Source organism: Streptomyces sp. NPDC022552, assembly GCF_055561875.1.
In genome coordinates, this window is the sequence record NZ_JBVHGJ010000022.1 from 12,930 (window position 1) to 38,424 (window position 25,495).

General features: G+C 73.3%; 27 protein-coding genes and 1 pseudogene. 12 read left to right on the forward strand and 16 right to left on the reverse strand.

Going from position 1 to position 25,495, the window contains the following annotated elements; translation table 11 throughout:
- Positions 1 to 7 precede the first annotated feature (7 nt).
- Entirely contained in the window at positions 8 to 913 is a 906-nt protein-coding gene (locus ACZ3OF_RS34675) for a hypothetical protein (protein WP_361676714.1), read from the reverse strand.
- A 63-nt stretch (positions 914 to 976) separates the two neighbouring features.
- Between ACZ3OF_RS34675 and ACZ3OF_RS34680 the strand changes: the two genes are divergently transcribed.
- Positions 977 to 3,529: a helicase C-terminal domain-containing protein gene (locus ACZ3OF_RS34680; protein WP_361676711.1), complete on the forward strand. Its 2,553-nt coding sequence runs from the start codon at positions 977 to 979 to the stop codon at positions 3,527 to 3,529.
- A gap of 87 nt (positions 3,530 to 3,616) precedes the next feature.
- Positions 3,617 to 5,278, forward strand: coding sequence for a DNA repair helicase XPB (locus ACZ3OF_RS34685; protein ID WP_361676708.1), 1,662 nt, complete (start codon positions 3,617 to 3,619; stop codon positions 5,276 to 5,278).
- Positions 5,279 to 5,398: 120 nt separating this feature from the next.
- On the opposite strand, the gene ACZ3OF_RS34690 is transcribed toward ACZ3OF_RS34685, so the two are convergent.
- Complete coding sequence (locus ACZ3OF_RS34690; protein ID WP_361676706.1) at positions 5,399 to 5,743, reverse strand: hypothetical protein; 345 nt, start codon at positions 5,741 to 5,743, stop codon at positions 5,399 to 5,401.
- A gap of 47 nt (positions 5,744 to 5,790) precedes the next feature.
- Positions 5,791 to 5,970, reverse strand: coding sequence for a hypothetical protein (locus ACZ3OF_RS34695; RefSeq protein WP_361676704.1), 180 nt, complete (start codon positions 5,968 to 5,970; stop codon positions 5,791 to 5,793).
- A 257-nt stretch (positions 5,971 to 6,227) separates the two neighbouring features.
- Here ACZ3OF_RS34695 and ACZ3OF_RS34700 point away from each other — a divergent pair, with 257 nt between their 5' ends.
- Positions 6,228 to 8,252, forward strand: a complete 2,025-nt coding sequence (locus tag ACZ3OF_RS34700) for a HelD family protein (RefSeq protein ID WP_467308808.1) — start codon at positions 6,228 to 6,230, stop codon at positions 8,250 to 8,252.
- A gap of 172 nt (positions 8,253 to 8,424) precedes the next feature.
- On the opposite strand, the gene ACZ3OF_RS34705 is transcribed toward ACZ3OF_RS34700, so the two are convergent.
- From ACZ3OF_RS34705 to ACZ3OF_RS34715, 3 genes are all read right to left on the reverse strand, one after another.
- A complete protein-coding gene (locus ACZ3OF_RS34705) occupies positions 8,425 to 8,943 on the reverse strand; it encodes an RICIN domain-containing protein (RefSeq protein ID WP_361676699.1) in 519 nt (172 codons plus the stop codon).
- A gap of 92 nt (positions 8,944 to 9,035) precedes the next feature.
- The gene (locus ACZ3OF_RS34710; protein WP_361676697.1) at positions 9,036 to 9,728 is read right to left on the reverse strand and encodes an esterase/lipase family protein; all 693 of its coding nucleotides are present in this window, start codon (positions 9,726 to 9,728) and stop codon (positions 9,036 to 9,038) included.
- Positions 9,729 to 9,869: 141 nt separating this feature from the next.
- Entirely contained in the window at positions 9,870 to 10,736 is an 867-nt protein-coding gene (locus ACZ3OF_RS34715; RefSeq protein WP_467308811.1) for an aminoglycoside phosphotransferase family protein, read from the reverse strand.
- Positions 10,737 to 10,819: 83 nt separating this feature from the next.
- On the opposite strand from ACZ3OF_RS34715, the gene ACZ3OF_RS34720 reads away from it, so the two are divergent.
- Both ACZ3OF_RS34720 and ACZ3OF_RS34725 read left to right on the forward strand, forming a co-directional pair.
- Complete coding sequence (locus ACZ3OF_RS34720) at positions 10,820 to 11,557, forward strand: glucose 1-dehydrogenase (RefSeq protein ID WP_361676691.1); 738 nt, start codon at positions 10,820 to 10,822, stop codon at positions 11,555 to 11,557.
- Between the two features lie 112 nt (positions 11,558 to 11,669).
- Positions 11,670 to 12,536: an AraC family transcriptional regulator gene (locus tag ACZ3OF_RS34725; protein ID WP_361676690.1), complete on the forward strand. Its 867-nt coding sequence runs from the start codon at positions 11,670 to 11,672 to the stop codon at positions 12,534 to 12,536.
- A 107-nt stretch (positions 12,537 to 12,643) separates the two neighbouring features.
- Here the strand turns inward: ACZ3OF_RS34725 and ACZ3OF_RS34730 are convergent, their stop codons facing one another.
- Complete coding sequence (locus ACZ3OF_RS34730) at positions 12,644 to 13,333, reverse strand: copper homeostasis protein CutC (protein WP_467308813.1); 690 nt, start codon at positions 13,331 to 13,333, stop codon at positions 12,644 to 12,646.
- Positions 13,334 to 13,384: 51 nt separating this feature from the next.
- Complete coding sequence (locus ACZ3OF_RS34735) at positions 13,385 to 14,329, reverse strand: hypothetical protein (RefSeq protein ID WP_467308815.1); 945 nt, start codon at positions 14,327 to 14,329, stop codon at positions 13,385 to 13,387.
- Positions 14,330 to 14,492: 163 nt separating this feature from the next.
- Between ACZ3OF_RS34735 and ACZ3OF_RS34740 the strand changes: the two genes are divergently transcribed.
- From ACZ3OF_RS34740 to ACZ3OF_RS34755, 4 genes are all read left to right on the forward strand, one after another.
- Positions 14,493 to 14,783, forward strand: coding sequence for a heavy-metal-associated domain-containing protein (locus ACZ3OF_RS34740; protein ID WP_361676681.1), 291 nt, complete (start codon positions 14,493 to 14,495; stop codon positions 14,781 to 14,783).
- A 141-nt stretch (positions 14,784 to 14,924) separates the two neighbouring features.
- A complete protein-coding gene (locus ACZ3OF_RS34745) occupies positions 14,925 to 17,195 on the forward strand; it encodes a heavy metal translocating P-type ATPase (RefSeq protein WP_361676679.1) in 2,271 nt (756 codons plus the stop codon).
- Positions 17,196 to 17,204: 9 nt separating this feature from the next.
- Positions 17,205 to 17,363, forward strand: coding sequence for a metal-sensing transcriptional repressor (locus tag ACZ3OF_RS34750; RefSeq protein ID WP_467308818.1), 159 nt, complete (start codon positions 17,205 to 17,207; stop codon positions 17,361 to 17,363).
- A 391-nt stretch (positions 17,364 to 17,754) separates the two neighbouring features.
- The gene (locus ACZ3OF_RS34755; RefSeq protein ID WP_467308868.1) at positions 17,755 to 18,216 is read left to right on the forward strand and encodes a PIN domain-containing protein; all 462 of its coding nucleotides are present in this window, start codon (positions 17,755 to 17,757) and stop codon (positions 18,214 to 18,216) included.
- On the opposite strand, the gene ACZ3OF_RS34760 is transcribed toward ACZ3OF_RS34755, so the two are convergent.
- From ACZ3OF_RS34760 to ACZ3OF_RS34785, 6 genes and pseudogenes are all read right to left on the reverse strand, one after another.
- Positions 18,155 to 18,781 (reverse strand): LysE/ArgO family amino acid transporter, encoded by a 627-nt coding sequence (locus ACZ3OF_RS34760; RefSeq protein ID WP_361676670.1) that lies wholly within the window; start codon positions 18,779 to 18,781, stop codon positions 18,155 to 18,157. The genes ACZ3OF_RS34755 and ACZ3OF_RS34760 overlap by 62 nt on opposite strands.
- Positions 18,778 to 19,077 carry a DUF2087 domain-containing protein gene (locus tag ACZ3OF_RS34765; protein WP_389576039.1) on the reverse strand — a complete coding sequence of 100 codons (300 nt, stop codon included), beginning with the start codon at positions 19,075 to 19,077 and terminating at the stop codon, positions 18,778 to 18,780. The genes ACZ3OF_RS34760 and ACZ3OF_RS34765 overlap by 4 nt, the downstream gene beginning before the upstream one ends.
- Before the next feature lie 48 nt (positions 19,078 to 19,125).
- Complete coding sequence (locus ACZ3OF_RS34770; protein WP_467308821.1) at positions 19,126 to 19,674, reverse strand: GNAT family N-acetyltransferase; 549 nt, start codon at positions 19,672 to 19,674, stop codon at positions 19,126 to 19,128.
- Between the two features lie 38 nt (positions 19,675 to 19,712).
- Positions 19,713 to 19,988, reverse strand: coding sequence for a hypothetical protein (locus tag ACZ3OF_RS34775; protein WP_467308822.1), 276 nt, complete (start codon positions 19,986 to 19,988; stop codon positions 19,713 to 19,715).
- A gap of 417 nt (positions 19,989 to 20,405) precedes the next feature.
- Positions 20,406 to 20,573: pseudogene (locus tag ACZ3OF_RS34780) on the reverse strand (cobalamin-dependent protein); the annotation flags it as partial.
- Between the two features lie 167 nt (positions 20,574 to 20,740).
- Positions 20,741 to 21,256: a PfkB family carbohydrate kinase gene (locus ACZ3OF_RS34785; RefSeq protein WP_361676659.1), complete on the reverse strand. Its 516-nt coding sequence runs from the start codon at positions 21,254 to 21,256 to the stop codon at positions 20,741 to 20,743.
- A 335-nt stretch (positions 21,257 to 21,591) separates the two neighbouring features.
- Here ACZ3OF_RS34785 and ACZ3OF_RS34790 point away from each other — a divergent pair, with 335 nt between their 5' ends.
- Positions 21,592 to 22,251, forward strand: a complete 660-nt coding sequence (locus ACZ3OF_RS34790; protein ID WP_467308825.1) for an HD domain-containing protein — start codon at positions 21,592 to 21,594, stop codon at positions 22,249 to 22,251.
- A 143-nt stretch (positions 22,252 to 22,394) separates the two neighbouring features.
- Positions 22,395 to 23,630: a Cmx/CmrA family chloramphenicol efflux MFS transporter gene (locus ACZ3OF_RS34795; protein ID WP_361676775.1), complete on the forward strand. Its 1,236-nt coding sequence runs from the start codon at positions 22,395 to 22,397 to the stop codon at positions 23,628 to 23,630.
- Positions 23,631 to 23,709: 79 nt separating this feature from the next.
- Here the strand turns inward: ACZ3OF_RS34795 and ACZ3OF_RS34800 are convergent, their stop codons facing one another.
- Both ACZ3OF_RS34800 and ACZ3OF_RS34805 read right to left on the reverse strand, forming a co-directional pair.
- Entirely contained in the window at positions 23,710 to 24,018 is a 309-nt protein-coding gene (locus ACZ3OF_RS34800; RefSeq protein WP_361676653.1) for a DUF4031 domain-containing protein, read from the reverse strand.
- Positions 24,015 to 24,371 (reverse strand): hypothetical protein, encoded by a 357-nt coding sequence (locus ACZ3OF_RS34805; RefSeq protein ID WP_361437067.1) that lies wholly within the window; start codon positions 24,369 to 24,371, stop codon positions 24,015 to 24,017. The genes ACZ3OF_RS34800 and ACZ3OF_RS34805 overlap by 4 nt, the downstream gene beginning before the upstream one ends.
- A gap of 121 nt (positions 24,372 to 24,492) precedes the next feature.
- On the opposite strand from ACZ3OF_RS34805, the gene ACZ3OF_RS34810 reads away from it, so the two are divergent.
- The gene (locus tag ACZ3OF_RS34810; RefSeq protein WP_361598871.1) at positions 24,493 to 25,479 is read left to right on the forward strand and encodes a MurR/RpiR family transcriptional regulator; all 987 of its coding nucleotides are present in this window, start codon (positions 24,493 to 24,495) and stop codon (positions 25,477 to 25,479) included.
- Positions 25,480 to 25,495: the final 16 nt, after the last annotated feature.

A 25,495-nucleotide genomic window follows, 5' to 3' on the forward strand; every position in this document is an offset into this window, starting at 1 on the left:
AGGTGCGTCAGGCGTGGCGGCGGGTGCGCCACAGGAGGTAGAGCGACGTCGCGATCGCCGCGCCCTTCAACGTCCACGGCCACGTCTCCGAGATCGCCGCCCCCAGCGCCTCGCTCCCCGCCGCCACCGGCTCGCCCCAGCGGCCGTCCACCCGGCCCCAGAGCCAGACCGCGCCGGCCGTCGCCGCCAGGAGCGGGAGGACGACGACCGCGAACCGCGTCTCCCCTGCCGAGAGGCGGCGCGAGCCGTACGCGAGGAGCCAGCCCAGGGCCAGCGCCACCAGCGAGCCGAAGACCGCGCCGCCGAGCAGCAGCAGCGCCGCCACCAACAGCACCGGGCTGCCGACCCGGGCGCGGCGCGCCGGGGCCGCTTCCTCGGGCTGCCGCAGACGCAGGACCCGGCGCCACACGGGCCGGCGCCCGGCGGCCTCCGGGGCGGGTTCCTCCGCGTCCTCCTCCGTATCGCCCGGTGGCGGCTTCAGGATCTCCGGGATCTCCACCCCGCCCCTGAACCCCGGCACCAGGTCGTCCCCCGGAAGCGCCGTCTCGCGGTCGTCCAGCCGCCACCAGTCCGGTTCCGTGTCGGCCGACCCGACCTCGTCCGTCCCGGCCAGGTGCGGAGGCGCCGCTCCGGCGTCCGGCTCCGGGCGGGGCGTCGGCACCGGGGGCGAAGACGGCGGCGGCGTGGTCCCCGCCGCGCGGTCCACCACCTCGTCCGGCGAGCCCAGCTCGTCGAGGAGGGAGCGGACCGCCGTCGGACTCTCCCGGCCGTACGTGGCGCGCCGGCGGTCGATCTCGCCCCGGAGCGACGACACGAGCTTCATCCGCGCCCCCGACGGCAGCTGTCGCTGCTGCGCCAGATCGCCCACCCGGCTCAGATAGTCGAAGACCAACTGGTCGCTCTCGATGCCCACAAGTCCCCTCCACGGCCGGTACGCCCCGACGTTAGCGCCCGAGCAGGGGCTAACGTGGGGCGGATGGGGATCGGTGAGCTCGATCGGGAGGCGCACGTGCCCGGAGGAACTGGCGCCGCCGCTGCGCCGCGCACGCTCGCGGAGGCGCTGCGCGCGCGGGGCGACGAAGGGCTCGCCGCGCTGCTGCGCGCGCGCCCCGATCTGCTGTCCCCCGTACCGAACGACCTGACCCAGCTCGCCACCCGGGCCGGCACCCGCGGCTCCGTGGTGCGCGCGCTCGAACGGCTCGACCGGTTCACGCTCCAGACCGCCGAGGCGCTGGCCGTGGCCCCGGACCCCGCCCCCTACCCCGTGCTCCTCGGTCTCCTCACCGGCGACGACGGCGACCCGGACATCGAGGCCGCGCTGCCCCGCGCCGTGGAGGTGCTGCGCGAACAGGCCCTGGTCTGGGGCGAGGACGAGCGGCTGCGGCTCGTACGGACCGCGCGGGAGCTGCTCGCGCCCTCCCCGCAGCACCCGTCCCCGACCGGTCTCGGGCCGACCGTCTCCGAGTCGACGGCGGGGATGTCGCCGGGCCGGATCCAGGAGATCCTCGCGGCCGCGGGGCTGCCCGCGACGCACGACCCGGTGTCGGCGGTGGCGGCGCTGACGGAGCTGTTCACCGACCGGGACCGGATGGGCGCGCTGCTCGACACGGCGCCGCCGGACGCGCTGGCGGTGCTCGACCGGCTGGTGTGGGGCCCGCCGTACGGCGAGGTCACGGCGAACCCGGCCCCGCCGGTCCGCTGGCTCCGCGACCGCGGCCTGCTGCTGCCCGCCTCGACCCGCACCGTCGTCCTGCCCCGGGAGGCGGCGCTGCACCTGCGCGGTGGCCGGGCGCACCGCTCGCCCGAGCCGCACGCGCCCGCCCCGGCCGTTCTGCGCGAATACCGTCCCCAGGTTGTGGACAACGCGGCGGCGGGCCAGGCGTACACGGCGCTCGCGACGGTCGAGGAGCTGCTGAAGAGCTGGGACCAGGGCGGCCCCGCCGTCCTGCGCGCGGGCGGGTTGTCCGTACGGGACCTCAAGCGGACCGCCACGGCGCTGGACGTGACGGAGCAGGTCGCGGCGTTCTGGCTGGAGCTCGCGTACGGGGCGGGGCTGCTCGCCTCGGACGGCGAGGCGGACGAGCGGTACGCGCCGACGCCCGCGTACGACGACTGGCTCGATCTGCCGCCCGCCGAGCGCTGGGCCCGGCTCGCCACGTCCTGGCTGGTGGGGACGCGGACCTCGGGGCTGATCGGCGGCCAGGACGCGAAGGGCCGCACGCTCTCCGCCCTGGGCCCGGACCTCGACCGGGGCGCGGCACCGGAGGTACGGCGCCGGGTCCTCACCCTCCAGGCGACGCTGCCGCCCGGCGTGGCGGCGGACCCGGAGGCCCTGCTGGCCCGGCTGCGGTGGGAGCGCCCGCTGCGGGGCGCGTCGGGCACGACGACGCCCGGCGCGGCAGGGAACGCGAGCCCCACCGACCTCCGCTCCCGCATCGCCCACTGGACCCTCTCCGAGGCCGAGCTGCTCGGGATCACCGGGCGCGGCGCCCTCGCCTCGCCCGCCCGGGCGCTGCTCAACCTGCCGCTCGCCGAGGCGGCCACCGAGCCGGTCGCCGAGCACGGCGTCGAGCTGTCCGTCGCCGCCGCCCGCGCCGCGACCCTGCTCGCCCCGCTGCTCCCCGAGGCCGTCGACCACGTGCTCCTCCAGGCCGATCTCACCGCCGTCGCACCGGGGCCGCTCCGGCGACCGCTCGCCGACATGCTCTCCGTCCTCGCGGACGTGGAGTCGAAGGGCGGTGCGACCGTCTACCGGTTCACGCCCGGCTCGGTCCGCCGCGCCCTCGACGCCGGGCGCAGCGCGTCCGACCTCCAGGACTTCCTGACGGCCCACTCCCGTACGCCGGTCCCGCAGCCGCTCTCGTACCTCATCGACGACGTGGCACGGAGGCACGGCCACCTCCGGATCGGCGCCGCCTCCGCCTACGTACGCTGCGACGACGACGCGCTCCTCGGCGAGATCCTGGCCGACAAGCGGTCCGCGTCGCTGCGGCTGCGCCGCCTCGCGCCGACCGTGCTCGCCGCCCAGACCGACCCGGGGGCGCTGCTCGAAGGGCTGCGGTCGATGGGGTACGCCCCGGCCGCCGAGTCCGCGGCCGGCGACGTCCTGATCACCCGCGCCGACGCCTACCGCACCGGCGCCCGCACCGCGCCCGCGCCCGTCCCCGACGGCCCGCCCGCACCGGACGCGACGCTGCTCGGCGCTGCGGTCCGCGCGATCCGGTCGGGGGACGCGGCCGCGACGGCCGTGCGCAAGGAACGCCCCGATGCCCCGGCCCGCGTCGGTGGCGAGCTGCCCCGCACCTCCCCCGCCGAGACCCTGGCCACGGTCCAGGCCGCCGCGATGACCGGCTCCGCCGTCTGGATCGGCTACGTCAACGCGGAGGGCGCGGCGAGCCAGCGCGTCATCGCCCCGGTCCGGGTGGAGGGCGGTTTCGTGACCGGCTACGACCACACGGCGGACGAAGTCCGCACGTACCCCCTCCACCGCATCACGGGTGTCGCGGAGCTGGCGGACGACCAGGTCTAGCCGTCGGACCGGTGCGGCGGCCCCCACCTGCATCGGCCGGGTGTCAGGCACACTGGATGTTTGGCCCGTGCGAAGGGATGTACGTACGTGAACGGACCACTCATCGTCCAGAGCGACAAGACGCTGCTCCTGGAGGTCGACCACGAGCTCGCCGACGCCTGTCGGCGGGCCATCGCGCCGTTCGCCGAGCTGGAGCGGGCGCCCGAGCACATCCACACGTACCGGGTGACCCCGCTCGGCCTGTGGAACGCGCGGGCCGCCGGGCACGACGCCGAGCAGGTCGTCGACGCGCTCGTCGAGTTCTCCCGCTACCCCGTGCCGCACGCGCTCCTCGTGGACGTCGCCGAGACCATGGCCCGCTACGGCCGGCTCACGCTCTCCAAGCACCCCACCCACGGGCTCGTCCTCACCTCCACCGACCGGCCCGTCCTGGAGGAGATCCTCCGCTCGAAGAAGGTGCAGCCGCTGGTCGGCGCCCGGATCGACCCGGACACCGTCGCCGTCCACCCCTCCGAGCGCGGGCAGATCAAGCAGACGCTCCTGAAGCTGGGCTGGCCCGCCGAGGACCTCGCCGGGTACGTCGACGGCGAGGCGCACCCGATCGAGCTCGCCGAGGACGGCTGGGCCTTGCGCCCGTACCAGAAGCAGGCCGTCGAGGGCTTCTGGCACGGCGGCTCCGGTGTCGTCGTGCTCCCCTGCGGCGCCGGAAAGACGCTGGTCGGCGCCGGGGCGATGGCCCAGGCGAAGGCCACCACGCTCATCCTGGTCACCAACACCGTCTCGGCCCGTCAGTGGAAGCACGAGCTGGTGAAGCGGACCTCGCTCACCGAGGACGAGATCGGCGAGTACTCCGGCACGAAGAAGGAGATCCGGCCGGTCACCATCGCCACCTACCAGGTGCTCACGACCAAGCGGAAGGGGATCTATCCCCACCTGGAACTCTTCGACTCCCGCGACTGGGGCCTGATCGTCTACGACGAGGTGCACCTGCTGCCCGCGCCCGTCTTCAAGTTCACCGCCGACCTCCAGGCCCGGCGGCGGCTCGGACTCACGGCCACGCTGGTGCGCGAGGACGGGCGCGAGTCCGACGTCTTCTCGCTCATCGGCCCGAAGCGGTTCGACGCGCCGTGGAAGGAGATCGAGGCGCAGGGGTACATCGCGCCCGCCGACTGCGTGGAGGTCCGGGTCAACCTGACGGAGTCGGAGCGGCTGGCGTACGCGACCGCCGAGACGGAGGAGAAGTACCGCTTCTGCGCCACGACGGCGACGAAGCGGAAGGTGACCGAGGCGCTGGTGCGGAAGTTCGCCGGGCAGCAGATCCTCGTCATCGGCCAGTACATCGACCAGCTGGACGAGCTCGGCGAGCATCTGGACGCGCCGGTCATCAAGGGCGAGACGTCGAACGCGCAGCGCGAGAAGCTCTTCGGGGCGTTCCGTGAGGGCGAGATCAGCGTGCTCGTGGTCTCGAAGGTGGCGAACTTCTCCATCGACCTGCCGGAGGCGACGGTCGCGATCCAGGTGTCGGGCACGTTCGGCTCGCGCCAGGAGGAGGCGCAGCGTCTGGGCCGGGTGCTGCGGCCGAAGGCCGACGGGCACCAGGCTCACTTCTACTCGGTCGTCGCGCGCGACACGATCGACCAGGACTTCGCGGCGCACCGCCAGCGGTTCCTGGCGGAGCAGGGCTACGCGTACCGGATCGTGGACGCGGACGAACTGATGGCGGGCGAGGGCGAGCAGGCGGGCCAGTAGTGCCGCGGTCCGGGTCCGGTGGGTCGACCGGCGCCGGGCTCCGGTGGCCCGGTCGGCGGCGACGTCGGCCGGGTCCGGGACAGCACGTCCACACGTACGCCGGCCTGGCATCCCGCTCCGTCAGTCCATCATCGCGATCACCGGGGCGATCAGCGCCAGCGTGTACTGGAGGGCCACCGCGTACGTGCGCGCGCTGTGGGCCAGGACCGAGCGGGGCAGTACGGCGGCGACGAGACCGGCCAGGGTGCCGAGGCCCAGCGCCCAGAAGGCCGCGTCGATCGCTGCACCGGCCCTGCCGTCGTCGCCGATGCTGTCCTCCAGCATGACGATCCCGGTGGCGACGAAGGAGACGAAGAGCAGCAGGAGGCCGCAGAAGGCGAAGATCCGCAGCGCGCGGGCGGACGGGGCCGTCGGGTCGGGCGTGGCCGTCGGAGCCGCCGCCTGGGGTGCCTGGTTCGTCGTCATGCCCCGATCACATCAGCGGCGGACGGGCCGGGCATGAGCGGTCGTACTCAGTCCGGGCCCCCGACGTACTCGGGTCGAGGGTTCCTGACCCCCGCCTCCTCGGCGTACCGGCCGAGCACGACGACGTCCACGGCGGCGGTGCCGTAGGCGCGTATCGCGCGGAGCGCGAGGGCGAGGCGGCGCGAGCGGGGGATCGTACGGTCCGGGGTGAAGGTCGCTGTGGTCATGTCTCCATGATGGAATCCGGACATTCCGAACACATCAGGCTGGGGGTGGAAACCTCAGTCCCCCTCAGGAGGGACCCGCCCCCTACGGGTCCGGTCGGGGCCCTCCCCCACGGAAAACCATTCGCCTCCCCCGCGCCCCCGAAGCTACAATCTCCGACTTCCCCGCCTCCCTCCGTGGAGCGCCGCCGCCCGGTCGGAAACCGGCGGCCGCCCTGTCATGTCCCGTGTGTCCCGCACCCCGGCCCGGAGGCTTCCGCATGTCCACGTCCGTCGATCCGCTCGCGCGCGAGCGCGCCCATCTCGCCGACTCGCGCGCCGCGCTGCGGGCGATGCGCGAGGACGTCGAGGCGCTCGACATCAAGGACGTCACCGCGAACTGGGTCAACTCGCTCGTCCTCGGCCGCCAGATCGAGGAGCGCATCAAGGCCCTCGCCGACCTCTCCCACACCCCGCTCTTCTTCGGCCGGCTCGACTACCTGCACACCACGCAGGAGGGCCAGCGCTTCTACATCGGCCGACGGCACGTCCACGACGCCGACGGCGACCCCATGGTCATCGACTGGCGCGCGCCGGTCTCCCAGCCGTTCTACCGGGCGTCGAAGAAGGACCCGCAGGACGTCGGGCTGCGGCGACGGTTCGGTTACACGGGCGGCGAGCTCACCGCGTACGAGGACGAGCATCTCTCCGACCCGGCCGAGCAGGAGCGGACGAGCCGGCTGCTCCAGACCGAGATCGAGCGCCCGCGCGTGGGACCGATGCGGGACATCGTCGCCACCATCCAGCCCGAGCAGGACGAGATCGTACGGTCGGGGCTCGGCGGCACCGTCTGCGTCCAGGGCGGCCCCGGCACCGGAAAGACGGCCGTGGGCCTGCACCGGGTCGCGTACCTCCTCTACGCGCACCGGGACCGGCTCGCCCGCACCGGCACGCTCGTCATCGGGCCGAACCGCTCCTTCCTCCACTACATCGAGCAGGTCCTCCCCGCCCTCGGCGAGCTGGAGGTCCAGCAGGCCACCGTCGACGACCTCGTCGCCCATGTCGAGGTGCGCGGCACCGACGAGGCGGCGACGGCGACCGTCAAGGGCGACGCGAGGATGGCGGAGGTGCTGCGCCGCGCGGTCCGCTCGCACGTCACGCTGCCGACGGAGCCGCTGATGGTGGTGCGCGGCTCGCGCCGCTGGCGTGTCCCCGCGTACGAACTGGAGGAGATGGTCCGCGAGTTGCTGGACCGCGACATCCGTTACGGTGCCGCCCGGGAGGCGCTTCCGCAGCGCATCGCGCACGCGGTCCTGGTCCGCATGGAGCAGGCGGGCGAGGCCCCCGACGACCGGGTGCAGGACGCGGTGGCCCGCAACACGGCGGTGAAGGCGGCCGTGAAGGCGCTCTGGCCGCCGGTCGACCCGGCGAAGCTTGTGCTGCGGCTGCTGGGCGACGCCGAGTTCCTCGCCGCGCACGCGGCGGGAATCCTGACCGAGGACGAGCAGAAACTGCTGCTGTGGGCGAAGCCCGCCCGGTCGGTGAAGTCGGCGGAGTGGTCGGCGGCGGACGCGGTCCTGATCGACGAGGCGAAGGACCTGGTGGAGCGGACGCACTCGCTCGGCCACGTCGTCCTCGACGAGGCGCAGGACCTCTCCCCGATGCAGTACCGGGCCGTCGGCCGCCGCTGCACGACCGGTTCGGCGACGATCCTGGGTGACCTGGCACAGGGCACCACGCCGTGGGCGACCGAGAGCTGGGCGCAGGCGCTGACGCACCTGGGCAAGCCGGAGGCCGTGGTCGAGGAGCTGACCGCCGGTTTCCGTGTGCCGCGCGAGGTCATCGCGTACGCCTCCCTGCTGCTGCCGTACATGTCCCCCGGTCTGGCGGCGGTCGAGTCGGTCCGTGAGAACCCGGGCTCGCTGTCGATCCGCCACCGCGAACCGGCGGAGCTGGACGCCGGGGTCGTGGCGGCTTGTGTGGAGTCCCTGGAGCACGAGGGCTCCATCGGCCTGATCGCCGCCGACGCCCGGATCGCGCCGCTCGCGGAGGCGCTGACGGCGGCCGGGCTGGCGTACCTCTCCCCCGGCGAGGAGACGACGGCCGAGTCCCGCCTGACGCTCGTCCCGGCCTCGCTGGCGAAGGGCCTGGAGTACGACTACGTGGTCCTGGACGACCCGGCCGCCGTCGTGGACGGCGAGCCGGACGAGCGGACGGGACTGCGGCGGCTGTACGTGGCGCTGACGCGTGCGGTGTCGGGACTGACGGTCGTCCACTCCTCGCCGCTGCCGCCGCAGTTGGCCTAGCCGTCGGCCGGCCCGCCACCCGCGCCCGGGCATGGGCGCGGGCGCGGGCGCGGGTGGCGGGCCCGGGCATGCCCGGGCCCGGGATCGATGCACCGATGCGGCTGCCGCCCTGCATGGCGGAGCCCCCTCCGCCCGATGGCGGAGGGGGCCGATTCATACGTCTGCTACGAGCCTAGATCCGCCACCAGCCCTGGTTGCTCCCGCCGTTGCGGTCCCACATGATGAGCTGGGTGCCCCAGACACCGGTGCCTCCGGGGACGTCGACCACGTGACCGCTCGTGGTGTTGGTGATGGTGTTGCCCCATCCGCCATCGACGTTGAAGACCTGATTCCACTTGCTGTTGCAGTGCCAGAGGATCAGCTTGGCGCCCAGCCTGGTGTCGTCGTGCCGGTCCAGGCACAGCCCGTTCGCGGCGTTGACGATCGTCGGGCGTCCCCTGGAGTCGGTGCTCGAGTACCAGTGCTGGTTCGAGCCGCCGTTGCACTCCCACTGGATCACTGCGGCACCGGGCCCGGCGCTGCCACTGCCGTCCATGCACAGCTTGGTCGCGCTGTTCATGAGCCGCGCGCTGAACGAGTCGGCGGAGGCGGGCTGCGCCATCACGAGGCTGCTGCCGACCACCGCCAGGCCGGCGGTGGCCGACGCCAGCGCGCCCCGGACCGTCCTGTTCGACTTGATCTTTGAGATCATGTTTCCCCCAAATCCCTTGCCACGCCCCCGAGGACGCGGCTGTTGATCAAGGTCGATCATAGGGCACCGCCCGGCGCGACCCCCGGCCTCGACTAGCCGGCCAGGAAGGCGCGGACCCCCCGGGAGACCCCGTCGTCGCCGAGCAGCGCGTTGTGGTCGAGGCAGCCGGCGGCGTTGTTGGTGGCCCCGGTCAGCGGCACACTGCTGTCGGGGTGGATGACCTCGTCGCAGTTCGACCACCAGGTGGCGTACCGGACGGCGCCGGGGGTCTCGTCACCCTCGGCCAGCTTCTTCTGGACGTAGGAGCCCGGGGTCATGTCGCGGCAGGCCTGGTCCCACAGGGCGCAGGCCCACGCCGTGCCGGTGCCGTGGTTGGGGCCGGCGAGCGAGACCCAGTGGGCGACGGAGGACTGGCCGGCCGCGTCGAACTTCACGTACCAGCGGGTGAGGAGGCTGCCGAAGGAGTGGGCGACGAGGTCCACGCGGCTCGCGCCGGTCCGCCGCCTGACGTCCGCGACGTACGCGGCGAGTTCGCCGGCGAGGACCTCGTTGACGGACCGGTGGGTGTCGTAGCCGAAGGAGAACAGTTCGGCGTCGGTGTACCCGTCGGCCTCGAGGTCCTCGCGCAGGCCGCCCCAGACCCCGGGGTCCGCGTTGTATCCGTGGACGAGGACGACGGGTGTACGGGCCTGCGCCGCCCCCTCGGCGGGCCCGGCGGCGGCCGGGACGAGCAGGGACGCGACGATCGCGAGCAGCGGGACGAACCTGACACGGAGCCTCAACACGCTTCCCCCTACGAGGTGTTACGCACGAGTAGTGAGGGGCATGGTGCGGCCTGCGGGGCGGGATGGCCAGCCTCGTGCGCCCACCTCATGCACGGATTCTCACGCGCCCGGTGTCACGCGCCTCGGCTCACGCGTCCTGCCTCATGCTCCGGGTGCGAACTCCGGGAGCGCCTCGGTCCACGCGCGGTGGGCGACGGCGGCGAGGACGGGGTTCCTGCCCCGGTAGTAGTGCTCCGTGACCAGTCCCCAGCCCAGGGCCCACCCCCGGCCACGGGCCCAGGTGGCGTCGTCGACCCGGGCCGCCTCGCGGAACAGCGGGCGGGTCTCGGGGGTGAGGAGCGTCCAGGCGGCCATCATGTCGCAGGCCGGGTCGCCGGTGCCGACGCCGCCGAAGTCGATGACGGCGCTGAGCCGCCCCTCGCGGGTCAGCAGGTTGCCGGGCAGCAGGTCGCCGTGGACCCAGACGGGGTCGCGGTCCCACTGCGGCAGGCGCAGCACCGACTCCCAGGCCTCGGCGGCGGCGCCGTCGACCGTACCGTCGGCGCCGAGGTCGCGGAGGGCACGGTCGATGTAGTCACCGGTCCACTCGGTGACATGGCCGCCCCGGAAGGACGTCGGCCCTCCGGTCGCGTCCACGCTCCGCAGCGCCATGCCGAAGCGGCCCAACTCGACGGCGGCATGGGCGAGATCGTCGATCGGAGCGTCGAAGGCGTTGGCGCCGTCGAGCCAGCCGTACACCGACCAGGGCAGGTCGAAGCCCTCCCCGGGCCGCCCCTCGCCCAGGGGAACGGGCACGGGCAGCGGGAGGTGCGGGGCGAGGTGCGGCAGCCAGCGCTGCTCCTTGGCCACGCCCCCGGCGGTCTCGGCGGTCTTCGGCAGCCGGACCGCCATCGCGTCGCCGAGGCGGTACATGTCGTTGTCCGTACCGGCCGACGGCACGCGCGTGACGGGCAGCCCGGCCCACTGCGGGAACTGGGCGGCGATGAGAGCGCGCACGAGGTCGACCATGGCGGGGAGGGTAGTCGGCGGCCTTCTCGGGGGGCCATCGAATTACGGTGGGGGCGGCGCGACCGCGAGAAAGGTGGACCATCATGTCCCGTACGACCGTCGTCACCGGTGGGAGCCGTGGGATCGGTGCCGCGACCTGCGTACGTCTGGCAGCGGAGGGGCACGATCTGGTGCTCGGGTACGTACATGACGCCGGCGCCGCCGAGAAGACGGCCGCGGCGGTCCGGGCGGCCGGGGCGCGGTGCGTCGTGGTCCGGGCGGACACGTCGGTCGAGGCGGACGTGGAGCGGCTGTTCGACACGGCCGAGGCCGAACTGGGGCCGGTGGACGGCCTGGTGAACAACGCGGGCGTGACGGGTCCGCTGGGGCGTCTCGCGGACGCGACGACGGAGAACCTGCGCCGGGTGGTGGAGGTCAACCTCCTCGGCTACCTGCTCTGTTGCCGCCGCGCCGCCCGCGACATGGCCGCCCGGGGCGGCGGGGCGATCGTGAACATCTCCTCCGCCGCCGCGACGCTCGGCAGCCCGGACGAATACGTCCACTACGCGGCGACGAAGGCGGCGACGGACGCGCTGACCGTGGGCCTCGCCAAGGAGCTGGGCCCGGACGGCGTCCGGGTCAACGCGGTGGCCCCGGGCACCGTGGAGACGGACATGCACGCGACGATGGGCGACCCGGACCGCCCGGCGAGGGTCGCCCTCACCACCCCCCTGCGCCGCGCGGGCCGCCCGGAGGAGATCGCCGCGGCGGTGTCCTGGCTCCTGTCCCCGGACGCGTCGTACACGACGGGCACGATCCTCCGCGTCTCGGGCGGCCGCTGACGAGGGGCACGCGGGGCGGCGAGGCGACCCGACCGCAGCGGGCACAGGATGTCGGGTCCGGCACAGTGGGACGTCCCTAGCGTGGAGATCAGTGAGGGAAGGACGGCCAGGAGTGCTGGAGCGGCTGAACGAGGCCATGGACCACATCGAGGACCACCTCGACGAGCCCGTCGACGCGGCCGAGCTGGCCCGTATCGCCATGACGTCGGAGTACCACTTCCGGCGGATGTTCTCCGCGCTGGCGGGCATCCCGCTCTCCGAGTACGTCCGCCGCCGACGGCTGACGCTCGCCGGGGCCGAGGTGCTCGCCGGGGAGCGGACGCTGCTCGATGTCGCGGTGCGGTACGGGTACGGCTCGGGCGAGGCGTTCGCGCGTGCCTTCCGCGCCGTGCACGGGGTCGGTCCCGGCGAGGCGCGGCGGACGGGTGCGGCACTGCTCTCCCAGCCACGGATGTCCTTCCGGCTGATCGTCGAAGGGAGCAGCAGCATGCGGTACCGAGTGGTGGAGAAGGACGGGTTCAGGATCGTGGGCAGGGGGACACAGGTCCCGCTGGTCTACGAGGGGATGAACCCGTCCATCGTGGAGTTCGTCAAGAGCATCGGCATGGAGACGCTGGGCCGCTGGGAGGAGTACGCGACCGGGGAGCCCGGCGGTGTCGTGGCCGCCGTCGGCAACCACTCCGCGGACGACGCGGAGGGCACCGAACTCGACTACTTCCACGGGGTGGTGAGCGACGCTGAGGTGCCCGGGGCTTCGGAGAGCCTCGATGTCGAACCGGGGACGTGGGCGGTGTTCGAGTCCTCGGGCGAGTTCCCGCTGGCGGTCCAGTACCTCTGGCGGGACGTGTACACGCAGTGGTTCCCGTCGAACCCGTTCCGGAGCCGGCCGGGTCCGTCGCTCTCGCGCACGCGGGTGTCCGAGGACGGTACGCACGCGGACGCGGAGCTGTGGATCCCGGTGGAACGGGTCGCCGGCTGAGCACCGGCGCCGGACGCGGCGCCGGGCCGCCCGGGGGTCCCGGCGTTACGCGTCCGGGCGTCCGGGCGTCCCGGCGTTACGCGTCCGGACGCCCGGGCGTCTCGGCGTCACGCGTCCAGTGCCTCGCGCCAGACCCTGACCGCCTCCGGGGAGACCGGGCACTTCCAGCCCTGGGGGCGGGCCGCGCCGCCGATGTGGAAGGCATCGAGGCCCGCCGCGCGGAGTTCCGGGAGGTGGTCGAGGCGGAGGCCGCCACCGACGAGGATCTGCGGCTCGTAGCCCGGCTCGCCCGAGTGTGCCGCCTCCGCCTCGAGGACGGGCAGGCCGTCGTCGACGCCCGTGGCCGCGCCCGCCGTCAGGTACGTGTCGAGGCCCGGCAGGTCGGCGAGCTGCTTGCGCAGCGCGTGGCGGTCGGCCGCGCGGTCGATCGCCCGGTGGAACGTCCACCGGCAGCCGTCCAGGACGGCGATCAGCCGCTCCACGGCCACCAGGTCCGCGTCGCCGTCCGCCGTCAGGAAGCCGAGCACGAACTCCTCCGCGCCCGCCTCCCGCAGGTCGCAGGCGCGGGCCACCAGTGCGTCGATGTCACCCACCGCGAAGCCGTCCGTCAGTCTGAGCATCACGCGCAGCGGGATGTCCACGGCGGACCGGATCGCGGCGAAGCCGGTCCGTGACGGGGTCAGCCCGTCGGCCGCCATGTCGGTGACCAGCTCGAGGCGGTCCGCCCCGCCTGCCTGGGCGGCGACGGCGTCCTGCTCGTCGAGGGCGATCACCTCAAGGACTGCACGGTTGCTCATCGAGCCCATTCCTCCATGAATGACGGCTACAGGTCTAGTCCAATGACCACCCTAGCCGTGCGCGTGGCCTCCCGCATCGTGCGGCGCCTCATCCGCCCCCGCCGCCTGCCCCGCGTGCACCGTGAACGCCGCCGTCCGCACCTGCCCGTCGTGCTGGAAGTCGAGGAACAGCCGGTACGAACCGGCGCTCGGCGCCGTCGCGGTGAAGGAGACGTCCGGACCGGGGCCGCCCTCGTTGGGGTGGACGTGCAGGTAGGCCAGGTCGCCGTCGCGCAGGGCGACGAGATGGCCGTACGCCCCGAGGTAGGGCTCCAGATCGGTGACCGGCTTCCCGTCCTTGCGCACCGTGAGCTTCAGCTCGCCCGCCCGGCCCGGGGTGAGCGTGCCACCCAGCTCGACCTCGTAGCCGTCGGCGGTCGCCGTGCGCGCGGCGGCGGGGAGCGGGCGGGGCGCGTACGCGCCGGGTACGGACAGGTCCACGCCCAGCGTCACGCCCGTGGCGTTCTTCACCGCGGGCTTGAAGTCGGCGAAGGCCTTGTAGCCGCCCGCGGCCGGCAGGTCGACCGGTGTCGACCAGGTGCCGTCGGCCGCGCGCACGGGGTGCAGGTGGCGGTAGACCGTGAGGTCCCGCGAGGCGACGATGAAGTGCAGTTCCTTGCCGTGCTCGGTGGTGAACGCGGTGACGTTCCTGCCTCCCGCGTCCTTGATCGAGAACTTCAGCACGCTCTCGCCCCGGGCCGGCTCCGGCGTCTCCATGGCCAGCGTGTAGCCGCCCTCGGAGACCTGGAGGCCCCCGGCGGCGGGCGCGTCGGCGGCGCCCTCGTCGTGGCCGCCGTGCCCGGTCGCCTCGCCCGCACTCTCCTGCCCCCCGTGCTCCTCGTGCACGGCCTTCGCCGGTTCGCCCACGGGCCCGACGCCCTGGCCGACCCCGTACGCGGTGCCGAAGGTCGCGGCGAGCGCGGCGGCGAAGGCGGTGATCTTCACTCCGGTGTTCATGGCAGCTCTCCCGTACGTGAGTAACCGTTCGATGCAACTCACGATACCCCTAGGGGGTATCAAGTCAAGTTGCGATGACGCTTGCGTGCGATACCCGCTGGGGGTATACATGGAGACGAACGGATACCCCCCAAGGGTATCCACCCCCAGCGAGGAGGAAGACATGGGTTCCTGCTGCACTCCTGACGGCAGCTGCTCCACCGACGCAGGCGCGGCGGCGACCGCAACCGCCGTCGCCGACAGCACCGCCACCGTCTACGCCGTGTCCGGCATGACCTGCGGACACTGCAGGACCGCGATCACGACCTCGGTGTCCGCGCTCGACGGCGTCATCTCCGTGGACGTCGACATCGCCGGCGGCCTGGTGACCGTGACCACGGGCGGCGCCCCCGACGACGCCGCGATCGCCGCCGCCGTCGACGACGCCGGCTACGACCTCACCGGCCGCGCCTGACCGTCCGGCCCGAGCCCGACCCCAGCCCGAGCCCGAGCCAGAACCCGGCCGCCGGGGCCCGTCCCTCCATGGGCCCCGGCCCCCGACCCGGACCCCCGCCGCACGAGGCCGGCAGACCGAGACCGACGAATGAGGTGTTCCATGACCACGACCACTCCGGGCGCCGCCCAGGTCGAGCTCGCCATCGGCGGCATGACCTGCGCCTCGTGCGCGGCCCGCATCGAGAAGAAGCTCAACCGCATGGACGGGGTGGAGGCCACCGTCAACTACGCCACCGAGAAGGCGAAGGTCACCTTCGACGCCGCAGCCGACGTCTCCGTCGCCGACCTGATCGCCACCGTCGAGGCCACCGGCTACACCGCCCAGGAGCCCGCTCCCCCGCGGGCCGAGTCCGGCGGCGAGGACGGGCCCACCGACGAGGAGAAGGCCGACGAGGAGCTCCGGCCCCTCAGGCAGCGGCTCGTCACCGCCGTCGCGCTCGCCGTCCCCGTCATCGCGATGGCGATGATCCCGGCGCTCCAGATCGAGTACTGGCAGTGGCTCAGCCTCACCCTCGCCGCGCCGGTCGTCGTCTACGCCGCCTGGCCCTTCCACAAGGCCGCCTGGACCAACGCCAGGCACGGCGCGGCCACCATGGACACCCTGATCTCGGTCGGCACGATCGCCGCGTTCCTCTGGTCCCTGTGGGCCCTGTTCTTCGGGACCGCCGGTACGCCGGGCATGACGCACCCCTTCGAGTTCACGATCGCCCGCACCGACGGCGCCGGGAACATCTACCTGGAGGCCGCGGCCGGTGTCACCGCCTTCATCCTCGCCGGGCGGTACTTCGAGGCCCGTTCCAAGCGCAAGGCGGGCGCCGCGCTCAAGGCGCTGATGCAGCTGGGGGCCAAGGAGGTCACCGTCCTGCGCGGCGGCCGTGAGGTCACCGTACCCACCGCCGAACTCCAGGTCGGGACGCGGTTCCTGGTCCGCCCCGGCGAGAAGATCGCCACCGACGGCACCGTCGTCGAGGGCTCCTCCGCCGTCGACGCCTCGATGCTCACCGGCGAGTCCGTACCGGTCGAGGTCTCCGTCGGCGACTCCGTCACCGGAGCCACCCTGAACGCCGGCGGCCGGCTCGTCGTCGAGGCCACCCGCGTCGGCGCCGACACCCAGCTCGCCCGCATGGCCAAGCTGGTCGAGGACGCCCAGAACGGCAAGGCCGCCGCCCAGCGCCTCGCCGACAGGATCTCGGCCGTCTTCGTGCCGGTCGTCATCGCCCTCGCGCTGGGCACCCTCGGCTTCTGGCTCGGTACGGGCTCCGGGCTCACGGCCGCGTTCACCGCCGCCGTCGCCGTACTGATCATCGCCTGCCCCTGCGCCCTCGGCCTCGCGACCCCGACCGCGCTCATGGTCGGGACCGGGCGCGGCGCGCAGCTCGGCATCCTGATCAAGGGGCCCGAGGTCCTGGAGACGACCCGCAAGGTCGACACGATCGTCCTGGACAAGACCGGCACCGTCACCACCGGCCGGATGACCCTGATCAAGGTCCACACCGCCGACGACGTCGACGAGACCGACGTCCTGCGTCTCGCGGGCGCCCTGGAGCACTCCTCCGAACACCCGATCGCCCAGGCCGTCGCCACCGGCGCGGCCGCCAGGGTCGGTACGCTCCCCGCCCCCGATGACTTCGCCAGCATCCCGGGGCTCGGCGTCCAGGGCGTCGTCGACGGCCACGCCGTCCTCGTCGGCCGCGAGAAGCTGCTCGAAGAGTGGGCGATGGGGCTGCCCGACGGGCTCAAGTCCGCGAAGGACAGCGCCGAGAAGGCCGGGAGGACCGCGATCGCGGTGGCCTGGGACGGGGAGGCCCGCGCGGTCCTGGAGGTCGCCGACGCCGTCAAGGAGACCAGCCCCGAGGCGATCAGGAGGCTGCGCGCGCTCGGTCTGACCCCGATCCTGCTGACCGGTGACAACAAGGCCGTCGCCGAGGCCGTCGCCGCCGAGGTCGGCATCGACGAGGTCATCGCCGAGGTCATGCCCCAGGACAAGGTGGACGTCGTCAAGCGGCTTCAGGCGGAGGGGCGTTCGGTCGCCATGGTCGGCGACGGCGTGAACGACGCCGCCGCGCTCGCCCAGGCCGACCTGGGCCTGGCGATGGGCACCGGCACCGACGCCGCCATCGAGGCCGGCGATCTCACCCTCGTACGGGGAGACCTGCGGGCGGCCGCCGACGCGATCCGGCTCTCGCGCCGGACGCTCGGCACGATCCGCTCCAACCTGTTCTGGGCCTTCGCCTACAACGTGGCCGCCCTGCCGCTCGCCGCGGCCGGACTGCTCAACCCGATGATCGCCGGCGCCGCGATGGCCTTCTCCTCGGTCTTCGTGGTCGGCAACAGCCTGCGCCTGCGCGGCTTCCAGGCAGCCGACAAGTGACTGACCCAGGTGTCGGCCGTCAACGCGGCGCTCCAGTCCTGCGCCGTGACCCTCCTGGACGAGCACCTCAGCTGCTGTGTCACCGAGGCGATCGCCCAGGGCGGGGACCAGGCGAAGGTGAAGGCGGGCGAGGCCTCCAAGGCCATCGCCCGGCTGATCAGGACCTGACTCCCTCCTCGGGAGGGGATCAACCGCCCTTGCGCGAAGGGCAGTCGGCGGACAGCCGGACGCTCAGGCGAATACAGAGCCCGAGCACCTGGCGGAGGAGCGTCAGCTCCACCGAACCGGGCGGACCGGGGCCGCAGACCTTCGTGCAGGGGCGGTTCTTCCACGGGGTCGACATCCCGCATTGTACCCCCAGGGGGTACATCTCGCACGAATGAGCGGCCCGTACGATGGGCGGCCCGCGGCCGGACAGGGCCGCGAGGGGAGGGATGCGCGTGTGCCATACAGCCGCTGTGGAGGCTCCATGTCCAAGACGGCGGTCGACGTCCTCGAAGAGCGGGAGCGGCAGGGGCTGTGAACTACCTCGGCGGTCTGGCGCCTTCTTCGGCGCCAGATCGGCGAACCGTGGCCCGATCGCGTGGCGCGTGGCCAGGTGGCCGTCTGCCCGCCGGTGGAAGCCGAGTTGATGCCCGGCCTGCGCACCGACCGCGACCACGAACCCTTCTTCACGATGCTGAACCAGACGTTCGGCCGGGTTCCCGCACTCGACGACCCCTGGCCGAGGATCATCGCCGTTCAGCGGGAGTTGGTGAGGATCGGACACCACCGGGGCCCCTCTCCCATGGACATCCTCATCGCGCTCACCGCCGAGCAGCACCGCCTCACGCTGATCCACGTGGACGACGACTTCACCGCGATCGCCAAAGTGCGACCGGAGATCTCCATGCTCCGCCTCCGGCCGCACCGGACGGCTAGCGCCCCTCCGCAGGTGACGGGACCTGTCCGCCTCCGGATCAGCTCACGAGGTGGATCGCCAGGCCCGCGATCAGGGTGCTCGACACGAGCGCGGTCGTGAGCCGGCCCCGGGGGCCGGTGAGGCCTCGGCCCAGGAGGGCTCCTCCGGAGGCCAGGAAGAGCTGCCAGCTGGCGGAGGCGACCAGGGCGGCCAGGACGAAGACCGTACGGTCGACGGGCGTCGCCGGACCGGACGGGCCCGTCGCCAGGATCAGGGCCACGAAGTAGATCACGGTCATGGGGTTCAGGATCGTGATGCCCAGGAACGTGAGGAAGGCGCGCGCCGGGGTCAGGGGGCTGTCGCGATCGTCCCGGCTCGCGACGTTCCGCGCGCGGTGGGCCCGTAGGGCCGTCCACGCGGAGCGGGCGGCGAGGCCCACGAGGACCACCGCCGAGACCCAGCGCAGCGGCGCCATGACCGGCGTGAGCAGCGGTACGAGCGCCGAGCCGCCGAGGACCGCGATGAGGGCGTACACCCCGTCCGCCGCGGCGATGCCGAGCGCCGCGGCCGCTCCCGTACGCCAGCTCGTGCGTGCCGTGACCGCCACCAGGTAGGCGCCGACGGCGCCGACCGGGATCGCGATGCCGTAGCCGGCGATCAGGCCGGCCACCACCGCGGCGGTCACGCGACGGACAGGATCGGGCCTCCGGGGGAGCCGGGCTGCTGCTGTCGGCGGTAGCTGGCGCCGTCCTTCGTACGGGAGAGCAGGCCGCCGGTCACGAGGTAGCGGCGCAGGGCCGGGAAGTCCTCGTGGACGGTCAGGAGCGCCTCGTTGACCTCGCGCTCGGTGTAGGAGCGGGCGGGGTCGAAGAGCGTCTCCGCGAGGTGGGCGAGCAGCTGCGCGCGGCGCGGGGCCCTGCGCGGGATCGCCTTCAGTCGTCCTTCGGCGGAGAAGAGGTCCGCCACGGGGTGGGAAGTCATGCGCGGAAGCGTGCCGCGCGACGCCCCGCCCCGGCAACGCAATTTCGTTCAGACCACGGGCAGGGACGGATCGGGTGTCCAGGGGTGCGGCGCGGTGACGGACCAGCGTTCGTGGTCCCGCCAGGCCCCGTCGATGTAGAGGTAGTCGGGCGACAGCCCCTCGTAGCGGAAGCCCAGCCGTCGGACCACGGCCAGGGACGCCTTGTTCGCGGGCTGGATGTTGGCCTCCAGCCGGTGGAGGCGCAGGTCGGTGAAGGCGTACCGCAGGGCGGCGGTGAGCCCTTCGGTCATGTACCCGCGGCCGGCGGACGGGGCGAAGGCCGCATAGCCGAGGGACGCGCCCTGGTAGCGGCCCCGGATGACCGAGTTGATGTTGACCATGCCGGCGGTCGCGCCGGTCTCCCGGACGCGGACGAGAAAGCCCAGGTTGGTGCCGTCGTCGAAGCGGCGCATCCAGGCCTGGAACTCGTCCGCGGTCGCGGGCAGCTGCATCCAGGGCCCATGCAGCTCGGAGCTGGCGCGCACGAGAGCGCAGAACTCGTCCTGGTCGGCGAGGGTGAGCGGGCGTAGTTCGACTCGTGACGGCATCGTGAGCATGGGCCAACGCTAGGCCCGCGAGCGGCGGGCCACCACGTCTAGGGCGTGATCCTGGCCGCCGGACCGTAGATCGTCGGCCGGAACTCCAGATCACCGAACTCCGCGAAGATGGGGCCCGCCTGCTGCACGAACGCCTCGAAATTCTCCTTCGACTCCCACAGATCCACCACGAACCACCCGCCCTCGGCCGGCGCCCCGGCGTGGGAGATGAACCCCTCGGGCGGCCAGAACGAGGAGGCGAGAAGCTTCGCGTTGACCGAGTCGTACTGCTGTTTCGTGACACCCGGCAGGTGGACGGTGACGATGACGGCCATGGGATGCTCCCGTACGTGGGCGTGGACGGATGGGGTCCCGACCAGCAGACCACCCACCTCCCCCACCCGCACCGCGACGACGCCCGAACGGGCAGGCCGGGAGCCGCCCGCGAAGGCCACGGGCTCAGCGGTAGACGAGGAGTTCCTGTTCCGTCGCGCCCGACAGGTCGTAGCGTGTGCCGACCAGTGGGCGGCCCGCGTAGAGCCGGATCAGCGTCGCCGCCTCACCCCGGTAGCGGTCCGGGGCGCGGCCGGGCAGTTCGTTGCCGAGGAGGACGGGCTGCCCCGGGCGCTCCGCCAGGTCGGCGACGAGCGCCGGGGTCTCCCGGCGGCGGCTTGTGGCCGTCAGGAGCGGGAGGGCCAGTTCCAGGCTCGCCCCGCCGTACGCGCCGGGCTGACCGAAGGCCTCCCGTACGTCTCCGGCGTGGACCCCTTCATGATCACGGTCGACTTGACCAGCAGTCCCGACATGCCGATGACGTCGGCGCGGTGCTCCTCGGCGGCGTCGAGGATCGCGGAGACCGGCTGCTTGATGCCGAGGTTCACCACGGTGTAGCCGTTGTTGGAGAGGATGATGTCGACGATCTCCAGCGCCGGCCGCCCCTTCAGCGCCTCCGCGAGATCGGCCTCCAGGCTTCTGGAAGTCGTCCATCGTCGGATCGGCGGCCTGGAGCATGGTGCCCATCGCCCCGTCGGCGACGACGACCCGGGTGGCGAACTCTTCCCGCAGCGACCTCCTCATGACAACCCCCTCAGATGGACGAGGAGTTCGGCCGTGCTGCCCATGCCGTACGCCGTCCTGATCCGGTCCAGGAGCGGATCGCGGTGCAGCCGGTACTCCTGCGTCCCACGTGGTCGAGGACGGTGGCGGCGACGGCGCAGCCCAGCTGCGCCGCGCACCGCTCCGGCACGCCCCACGCCGTCGCGGCGAGGGACCCGGCGCGGAAGGCGTCCCCGACTCCGGTCGGGTCGACGACCGCGGGCACCGGCACCGCGGGGACGGCCAGGGTGTCCCGGCCCTCGCCCCGGACACGGACGCCGGTCTCGCCGTGCGTGGTGACCCAGGCGCCGACCCGGCGCAGGATCTCCGCCTCCGACCAGCCCGACCTCCCGCCGAGCAGGGCCGTCCCGTACGCGTTGGAGAACAGCCCACCGCGCGCCGTCCACCAGCTCCCGCACCTCCTCCGACAGAGCCGCGCCAGCTGCTGCGACGGGTCGGCGGCGAACGGGATGCCGAGCTCGCGGCAGGTGCGGGTGTGCCGGAGCATGGCCTAGGGGTCGCCCGGGGAGACCAGGTCCGGACGGCCCGTCCGGGCGACGACCTCCCGCAGCTCGATCTCGCGGCCTCGGCCATCGCTCCGGCGTAGAAGGTGGCGATCTGGTTCTGCGCCCGGTCGGTGGTACAGACGAACCGGGCGGTGTGAAGCGACGCGCTGACGCGCACCGAGTCGGTGTCCACACCGTGGTCCTTCAGATGGTCGGTCGCGATGGATCCGGTGACAGCGATCGCATACCCATGGGGGTATGTAAGGGAGTGCGGAAGGCCCACTGCCGGGCTGGCGGAACACGAGCTTCCAGCCCCTCGGGGCGGCAGAATGCAGCCATGACCGAACCCGTGGACCCCGCCCTGCTCCAGCGCTGGAACGCCACCCTGCGCGCCGCCCGCGCCGGCCGCGAGGGCCCGGACCCGTCCCCGTACGGCCGGAACCTGCTGGCGCGCTGGGCGGAGCCGCAGCGCAGGTACCACACGGTCGACCACCTGCGGGCGGTCCTCGACCGCATCGACGAACTCGCCGACCAGGGCGGCGAGGGCGGGGAGTTGGAGCTGGTCCGGCTGGCCGCCTGGTTCCACGACGCGGTCTACCGGCCGGACCGCTCGGAGAACGAGGAACGCTCGGCGATCCTGGCCGAAAAGGCCCTGCCGGAGGCGGGCCTCACACCCCACGAGGTGGCGGAGGTGGCCCGCCTGGTGCGCCTGACCGTGACCCACGACCCGGCGGACGGCGACCTCAACGGCGAGACCCTCTGCGACGCGGACCTGGCGATCCTGGCGACGGACGAAGATGCGTACGGGGGGTATACGCGCGCGGTCCGCGAGGAGTACGCCTTCGTCCCGGACGACGCGTTCAGGGAGGGCCGCGCGACGGTCCTCCGCCAGCTCCTCTCCCTTCCCCGCCTCTTCCGCACCCCCTACGGCGCGGCGGCCTGGGAGGAACGGGCCCGCAGGAACCTGGCCCGGGAACTGACGGACCTGGGCGCCTGAGGCCGCCCGGTCCGCATCGCGAGACACCCGTCACAGAGGGAATGTCAGGCACAAACCGCAGGTTGACGCATGTCATGCCGTCAACCTCAGCCGAGCGCGCCGAAGCCGCCACCGCCCCCGCGGCGCCGTCCACGCCCACCCGCCTGCCGCTGGCCGTCTACATCCTCGGCCTCTCCGTCTTCGCGCTCGGCACGAGCGAATTCATGCTGTCCGGCCTTCTCCGATCCATCGCCGACGACATGAACGTCTCCATACCCCGCGCCGGCCTGCTGATCTCGGCCTTCGCGATCGGCATGGTCGTCGGCGCCCCGCTGCTCGCCGTCGCGACCCTCCGGCTCCCCCGCAAGACGACGCTCGTCACCCTGATCACCCTCTTCGGCCTCGGCCAGGTCGCCGGTGCGCTGGCGCCGAACTACGCGGTCCTCTTCGCCTCCCGCGTCGTGAGCGCGCTCGCCTGTGCGGGCTTCTGGGCGGTCGGCGCGGCCGTCGCCATCGCGATGGTCCCCGTCGGCTCACGCGCCCGCGCGATGGCGGTCATGATCGGCGGCCTCTCCATCGCCAACGTCCTCGGCGTCCCCGCCGGCGCCTTCCTCGGCGAGCACCTCGGCTGGCGCGCCGCGTTCTGGGCGGTCGGCGTGGCCTCGGCCGTCGCGCTCGTGGGCGTGGTGACCCGCATCCCGCACATCCCGGTCCCGGAGACCAAGCCCCGCCTCAAGCGGGAGCTGGCGATCTACCGCGACCGGCAGGTCCTGCTCGCGATCGTGATCACCGCGCTCGCCGCGGGCGGCGTCTTCTGCGCGTTCTCGTACCTCGCTCCGGTCGTCACGGACGTCGCCGGGATCGACGCCCGCTGGGTCTCCGCGATCCTGGGCCTCTTCGGCATCGGCGCGCTGATCGGCACGACGATCGGCGGCCGGGTCGCCGACGCCCACCTCTTCGGGGTCCTGCTCAGCGGCGTCACGGCCTCGACGGTCTTCCTGGTCGCCCTGGCCCTCTTCGCCTCCAGCCCGGTCGCCGTGATCGCCCTCTCCTTCCTCCTGGGCGTCTCGGCCTTCTACACGGCCCCCGCGCTCAACGCCCGTATGTTCAACGTCGCCGGCGCCGCCCCGACCCTGGCGGGCGCCACGACGACGGCCGCCTTCAACCTCGGCAACACGGCGGGCCCCTGGCTCGGCGGCACCACGATCGACGCCGGCCTCGGCTTCGCCTCGACGGCCTGGGCGGGCGCGGCGATGACGGCGGTGGCCCTGGCGACGGTCGCCCTGGCGCTGCGCCTGACCCGCCGCCCGTCGAGCAGTCAGGTCATCGCCTCGTCCCCCGCGGCCTCGTCGTCCCCCGCCCGCCAGGACGACCTCGTCGCCTGCCGCACGTCCGACTGACCCACACGGCCCTGCCGACAGGCGGCCGCATCGCGTCGCGCGGACGTCGTCGGGCCTTCCGGGCGGGCCGGGGGTGCGTTTACGTCGTCGCCTCGGGCCCCGGCGCCCGGGTCGGCTCCGGAGCGCGCCTCGGGAACTTCGGGCGTCGTAGGCCCGCCGCGGTGATCAGGCGGACCAGTTCCTTCGAGCCGACCTCGACCGCGCCCGCCGCCACCGCGTCCGCGTAGCGGTCCGACGGAATGTCGTAGTGGTCGCGCTCGAAGGCGCGGGGCGGGGCGCCGATCGCGGCGGCGAAGGCGTGGAGCTCCTCGTGCGAGACGTCGCTCACCAGGTGCGACCACATGCGGCCGTGGCCCGGCCAGGTCGGCGGGTCGATGTAGAGGGTCACCTCAGGCCGCCCACCGGGGCGACCACGACGCCCGCCTTGCCGCAGACCCAGTGCGGGTCCGGGCCCAGCTCGGGTTCGACGTCCAGGGCGTGCGGGTCGCCCGAGGAGCAGACGGGGCACAGCGGCCAGCGGCCGTACCGCTCAAGGAGGGAGTCCTGGACGTCCTGGGCGATGAGCCCGGCGACGTAAGTGATGCCCTCGGGCCACTGCTCGACCCACCAGCGCCGGTGGGTGACGGCGTCCTCCACCATCGACACGACCTCGGCCGCGGCCACGTCGCGTGCCGCCAGATCGGCGAGGACCAGGGCGCGGGCGGCGTGCAGCGCCTGCTCCAGCGGGTCGATGTCGTCCATGCACACATTGTCACCCGACAAGCCTCAGGGGCGAAGGTCCCGCTCGCATCCGGGACTCGTCCAGGCCTTCCGGGACCGGTGGGGTCTTGACGCTCCCGGTGCGCGAAAATATCTTTCAAGTGTGACCAATGACGTGAAGGAAAGTTTCAGCGGCCAGGTGCCCGCGCCCGGGGCCCCGTCCTCGCCGCCGCCCTCCGCCGCGTCCGGTGCGGGGTCCGGCCACGACGCCCCGCCCGCCCCCGCCGCCCTCGCGGCCAAGGTGCGTACCCTCGCGCCGTCCATGACCCGCTCCATGCAGCGGGTGGCCGAAGCCGTCGCCGGGGACCCGGCGGGCTGCGCCGCCCTCACCGTCACCGGCCTCGCCGAGCTCACCGGAACCAGCGAGGCGACCGTCGTCCGCACCGCCCGGCTCCTCGGCTACCCCGGCTACCGGGACCTCCGCCTCGCCCTCGCCGGCCTCGCCGCCCAGCAGCAGTCCGGCCGCGCGCCCGCCGTCACGGCCGACATCGCGGTCGACGACCCGGTGGCCGACGTCGTCGCCAAGCTCGCCTACGACGAGCAGCAGACCCTCGCCGACACGGCCGCCGGACTCGACACCGTCCAGCTCGGCGCCGCCGTCGCCGCCCTCGCCGCCGCCCGCCGCATCGACATCTACGGCATCGGCGCCTCCGGCCTCGTCGCCCAGGACCTCGGCCAGAAGCTCCTCCGCATCGGCCTGATCGCGCACGCGCACAGCGACCCGCACCTCGCCGTCACCAACGCCGTACAGCTCCGCTCCGGCGACGTCGCCATCGCCATCACCCACTCCGGCTCGACCGGCGACGTCATAGAACCCCTCCGCGTCGCCTTCGACCACGGCGCCACCACCGTCGCGATCACCGGCCGCCCGGACGGGCCCGTCTCGCAGTACGCCGACCACATCCTCACCACCTCCACGGCCCGCGAGAGCGAGCTGCGACCCGCGGCCATGTCCTCCCGTACCAGCCAACTCCTGGTCGTGGACTGCCTGTTCACCTGTGTCACCCAACGTACGTACGAGACGGCGGCGCCTGCCCTCGCGGCCTCGTACGAAGCCCTGGCCCACCGCCACTCGCCCCGCACCCGGTAGCACCGGGAAACCCTCG

What these genes read in the sequence shown, in the direction of transcription:
- ACZ3OF_RS34740 (WP_361676681.1), top strand. Translation starts at nt 14,493, where the DNA reads ATGGGTTCCTGCTGCACTCCTGACGGCAGCTGCTCCACCGACGCAGGC.
- ACZ3OF_RS34690 (WP_361676706.1), bottom strand. Translation starts at nt 5,743, where the DNA reads ATGACGACGAACCAGGCACCCCAGGCGGCGGCTCCGACGGCCACGCCC.
- ACZ3OF_RS34720 (WP_361676691.1), top strand. Translation starts at nt 10,820, where the DNA reads ATGTCCCGTACGACCGTCGTCACCGGTGGGAGCCGTGGGATCGGTGCC.
- ACZ3OF_RS34715 (WP_467308811.1), bottom strand. Translation starts at nt 10,736, where the DNA reads ATGGTCGACCTCGTGCGCGCTCTCATCGCCGCCCAGTTCCCGCAGTGG.
- ACZ3OF_RS34785 (WP_361676659.1), bottom strand. Translation starts at nt 21,256, where the DNA reads ATGCTCCGGCACACCCGCACCTGCCGCGAGCTCGGCATCCCGTTCGCC.
- ACZ3OF_RS34735 (WP_467308815.1), bottom strand. Translation starts at nt 14,329, where the DNA reads ATGAACACCGGAGTGAAGATCACCGCCTTCGCCGCCGCGCTCGCCGCG.
- ACZ3OF_RS34705 (WP_361676699.1), bottom strand. Translation starts at nt 8,943, where the DNA reads ATGATCTCAAAGATCAAGTCGAACAGGACGGTCCGGGGCGCGCTGGCG.
- ACZ3OF_RS34790 (WP_467308825.1), top strand. Translation starts at nt 21,592, where the DNA reads ATGACCGAACCCGTGGACCCCGCCCTGCTCCAGCGCTGGAACGCCACC.
- ACZ3OF_RS34765 (WP_389576039.1), bottom strand. Translation starts at nt 19,077, where the DNA reads ATGACTTCCCACCCCGTGGCGGACCTCTTCTCCGCCGAAGGACGACTG.
- ACZ3OF_RS34770 (WP_467308821.1), bottom strand. Translation starts at nt 19,674, where the DNA reads ATGCTCACGATGCCGTCACGAGTCGAACTACGCCCGCTCACCCTCGCC.
- ACZ3OF_RS34775 (WP_467308822.1), bottom strand. Translation starts at nt 19,988, where the DNA reads ATGGCCGTCATCGTCACCGTCCACCTGCCGGGTGTCACGAAACAGCAG.
- ACZ3OF_RS34680 (WP_361676711.1), top strand. Translation starts at nt 977, where the DNA reads ATGGGGATCGGTGAGCTCGATCGGGAGGCGCACGTGCCCGGAGGAACT.
- ACZ3OF_RS34700 (WP_467308808.1), top strand. Translation starts at nt 6,228, where the DNA reads ATGTCCACGTCCGTCGATCCGCTCGCGCGCGAGCGCGCCCATCTCGCC.
- ACZ3OF_RS34695 (WP_361676704.1), bottom strand. Translation starts at nt 5,970, where the DNA reads ATGACCACAGCGACCTTCACCCCGGACCGTACGATCCCCCGCTCGCGC.
- ACZ3OF_RS34730 (WP_467308813.1), bottom strand. Translation starts at nt 13,333, where the DNA reads ATGAGCAACCGTGCAGTCCTTGAGGTGATCGCCCTCGACGAGCAGGAC.
- ACZ3OF_RS34805 (WP_361437067.1), bottom strand. Translation starts at nt 24,371, where the DNA reads ATGGACGACATCGACCCGCTGGAGCAGGCGCTGCACGCCGCCCGCGCC.
- ACZ3OF_RS34745 (WP_361676679.1), top strand. Translation starts at nt 14,925, where the DNA reads ATGACCACGACCACTCCGGGCGCCGCCCAGGTCGAGCTCGCCATCGGC.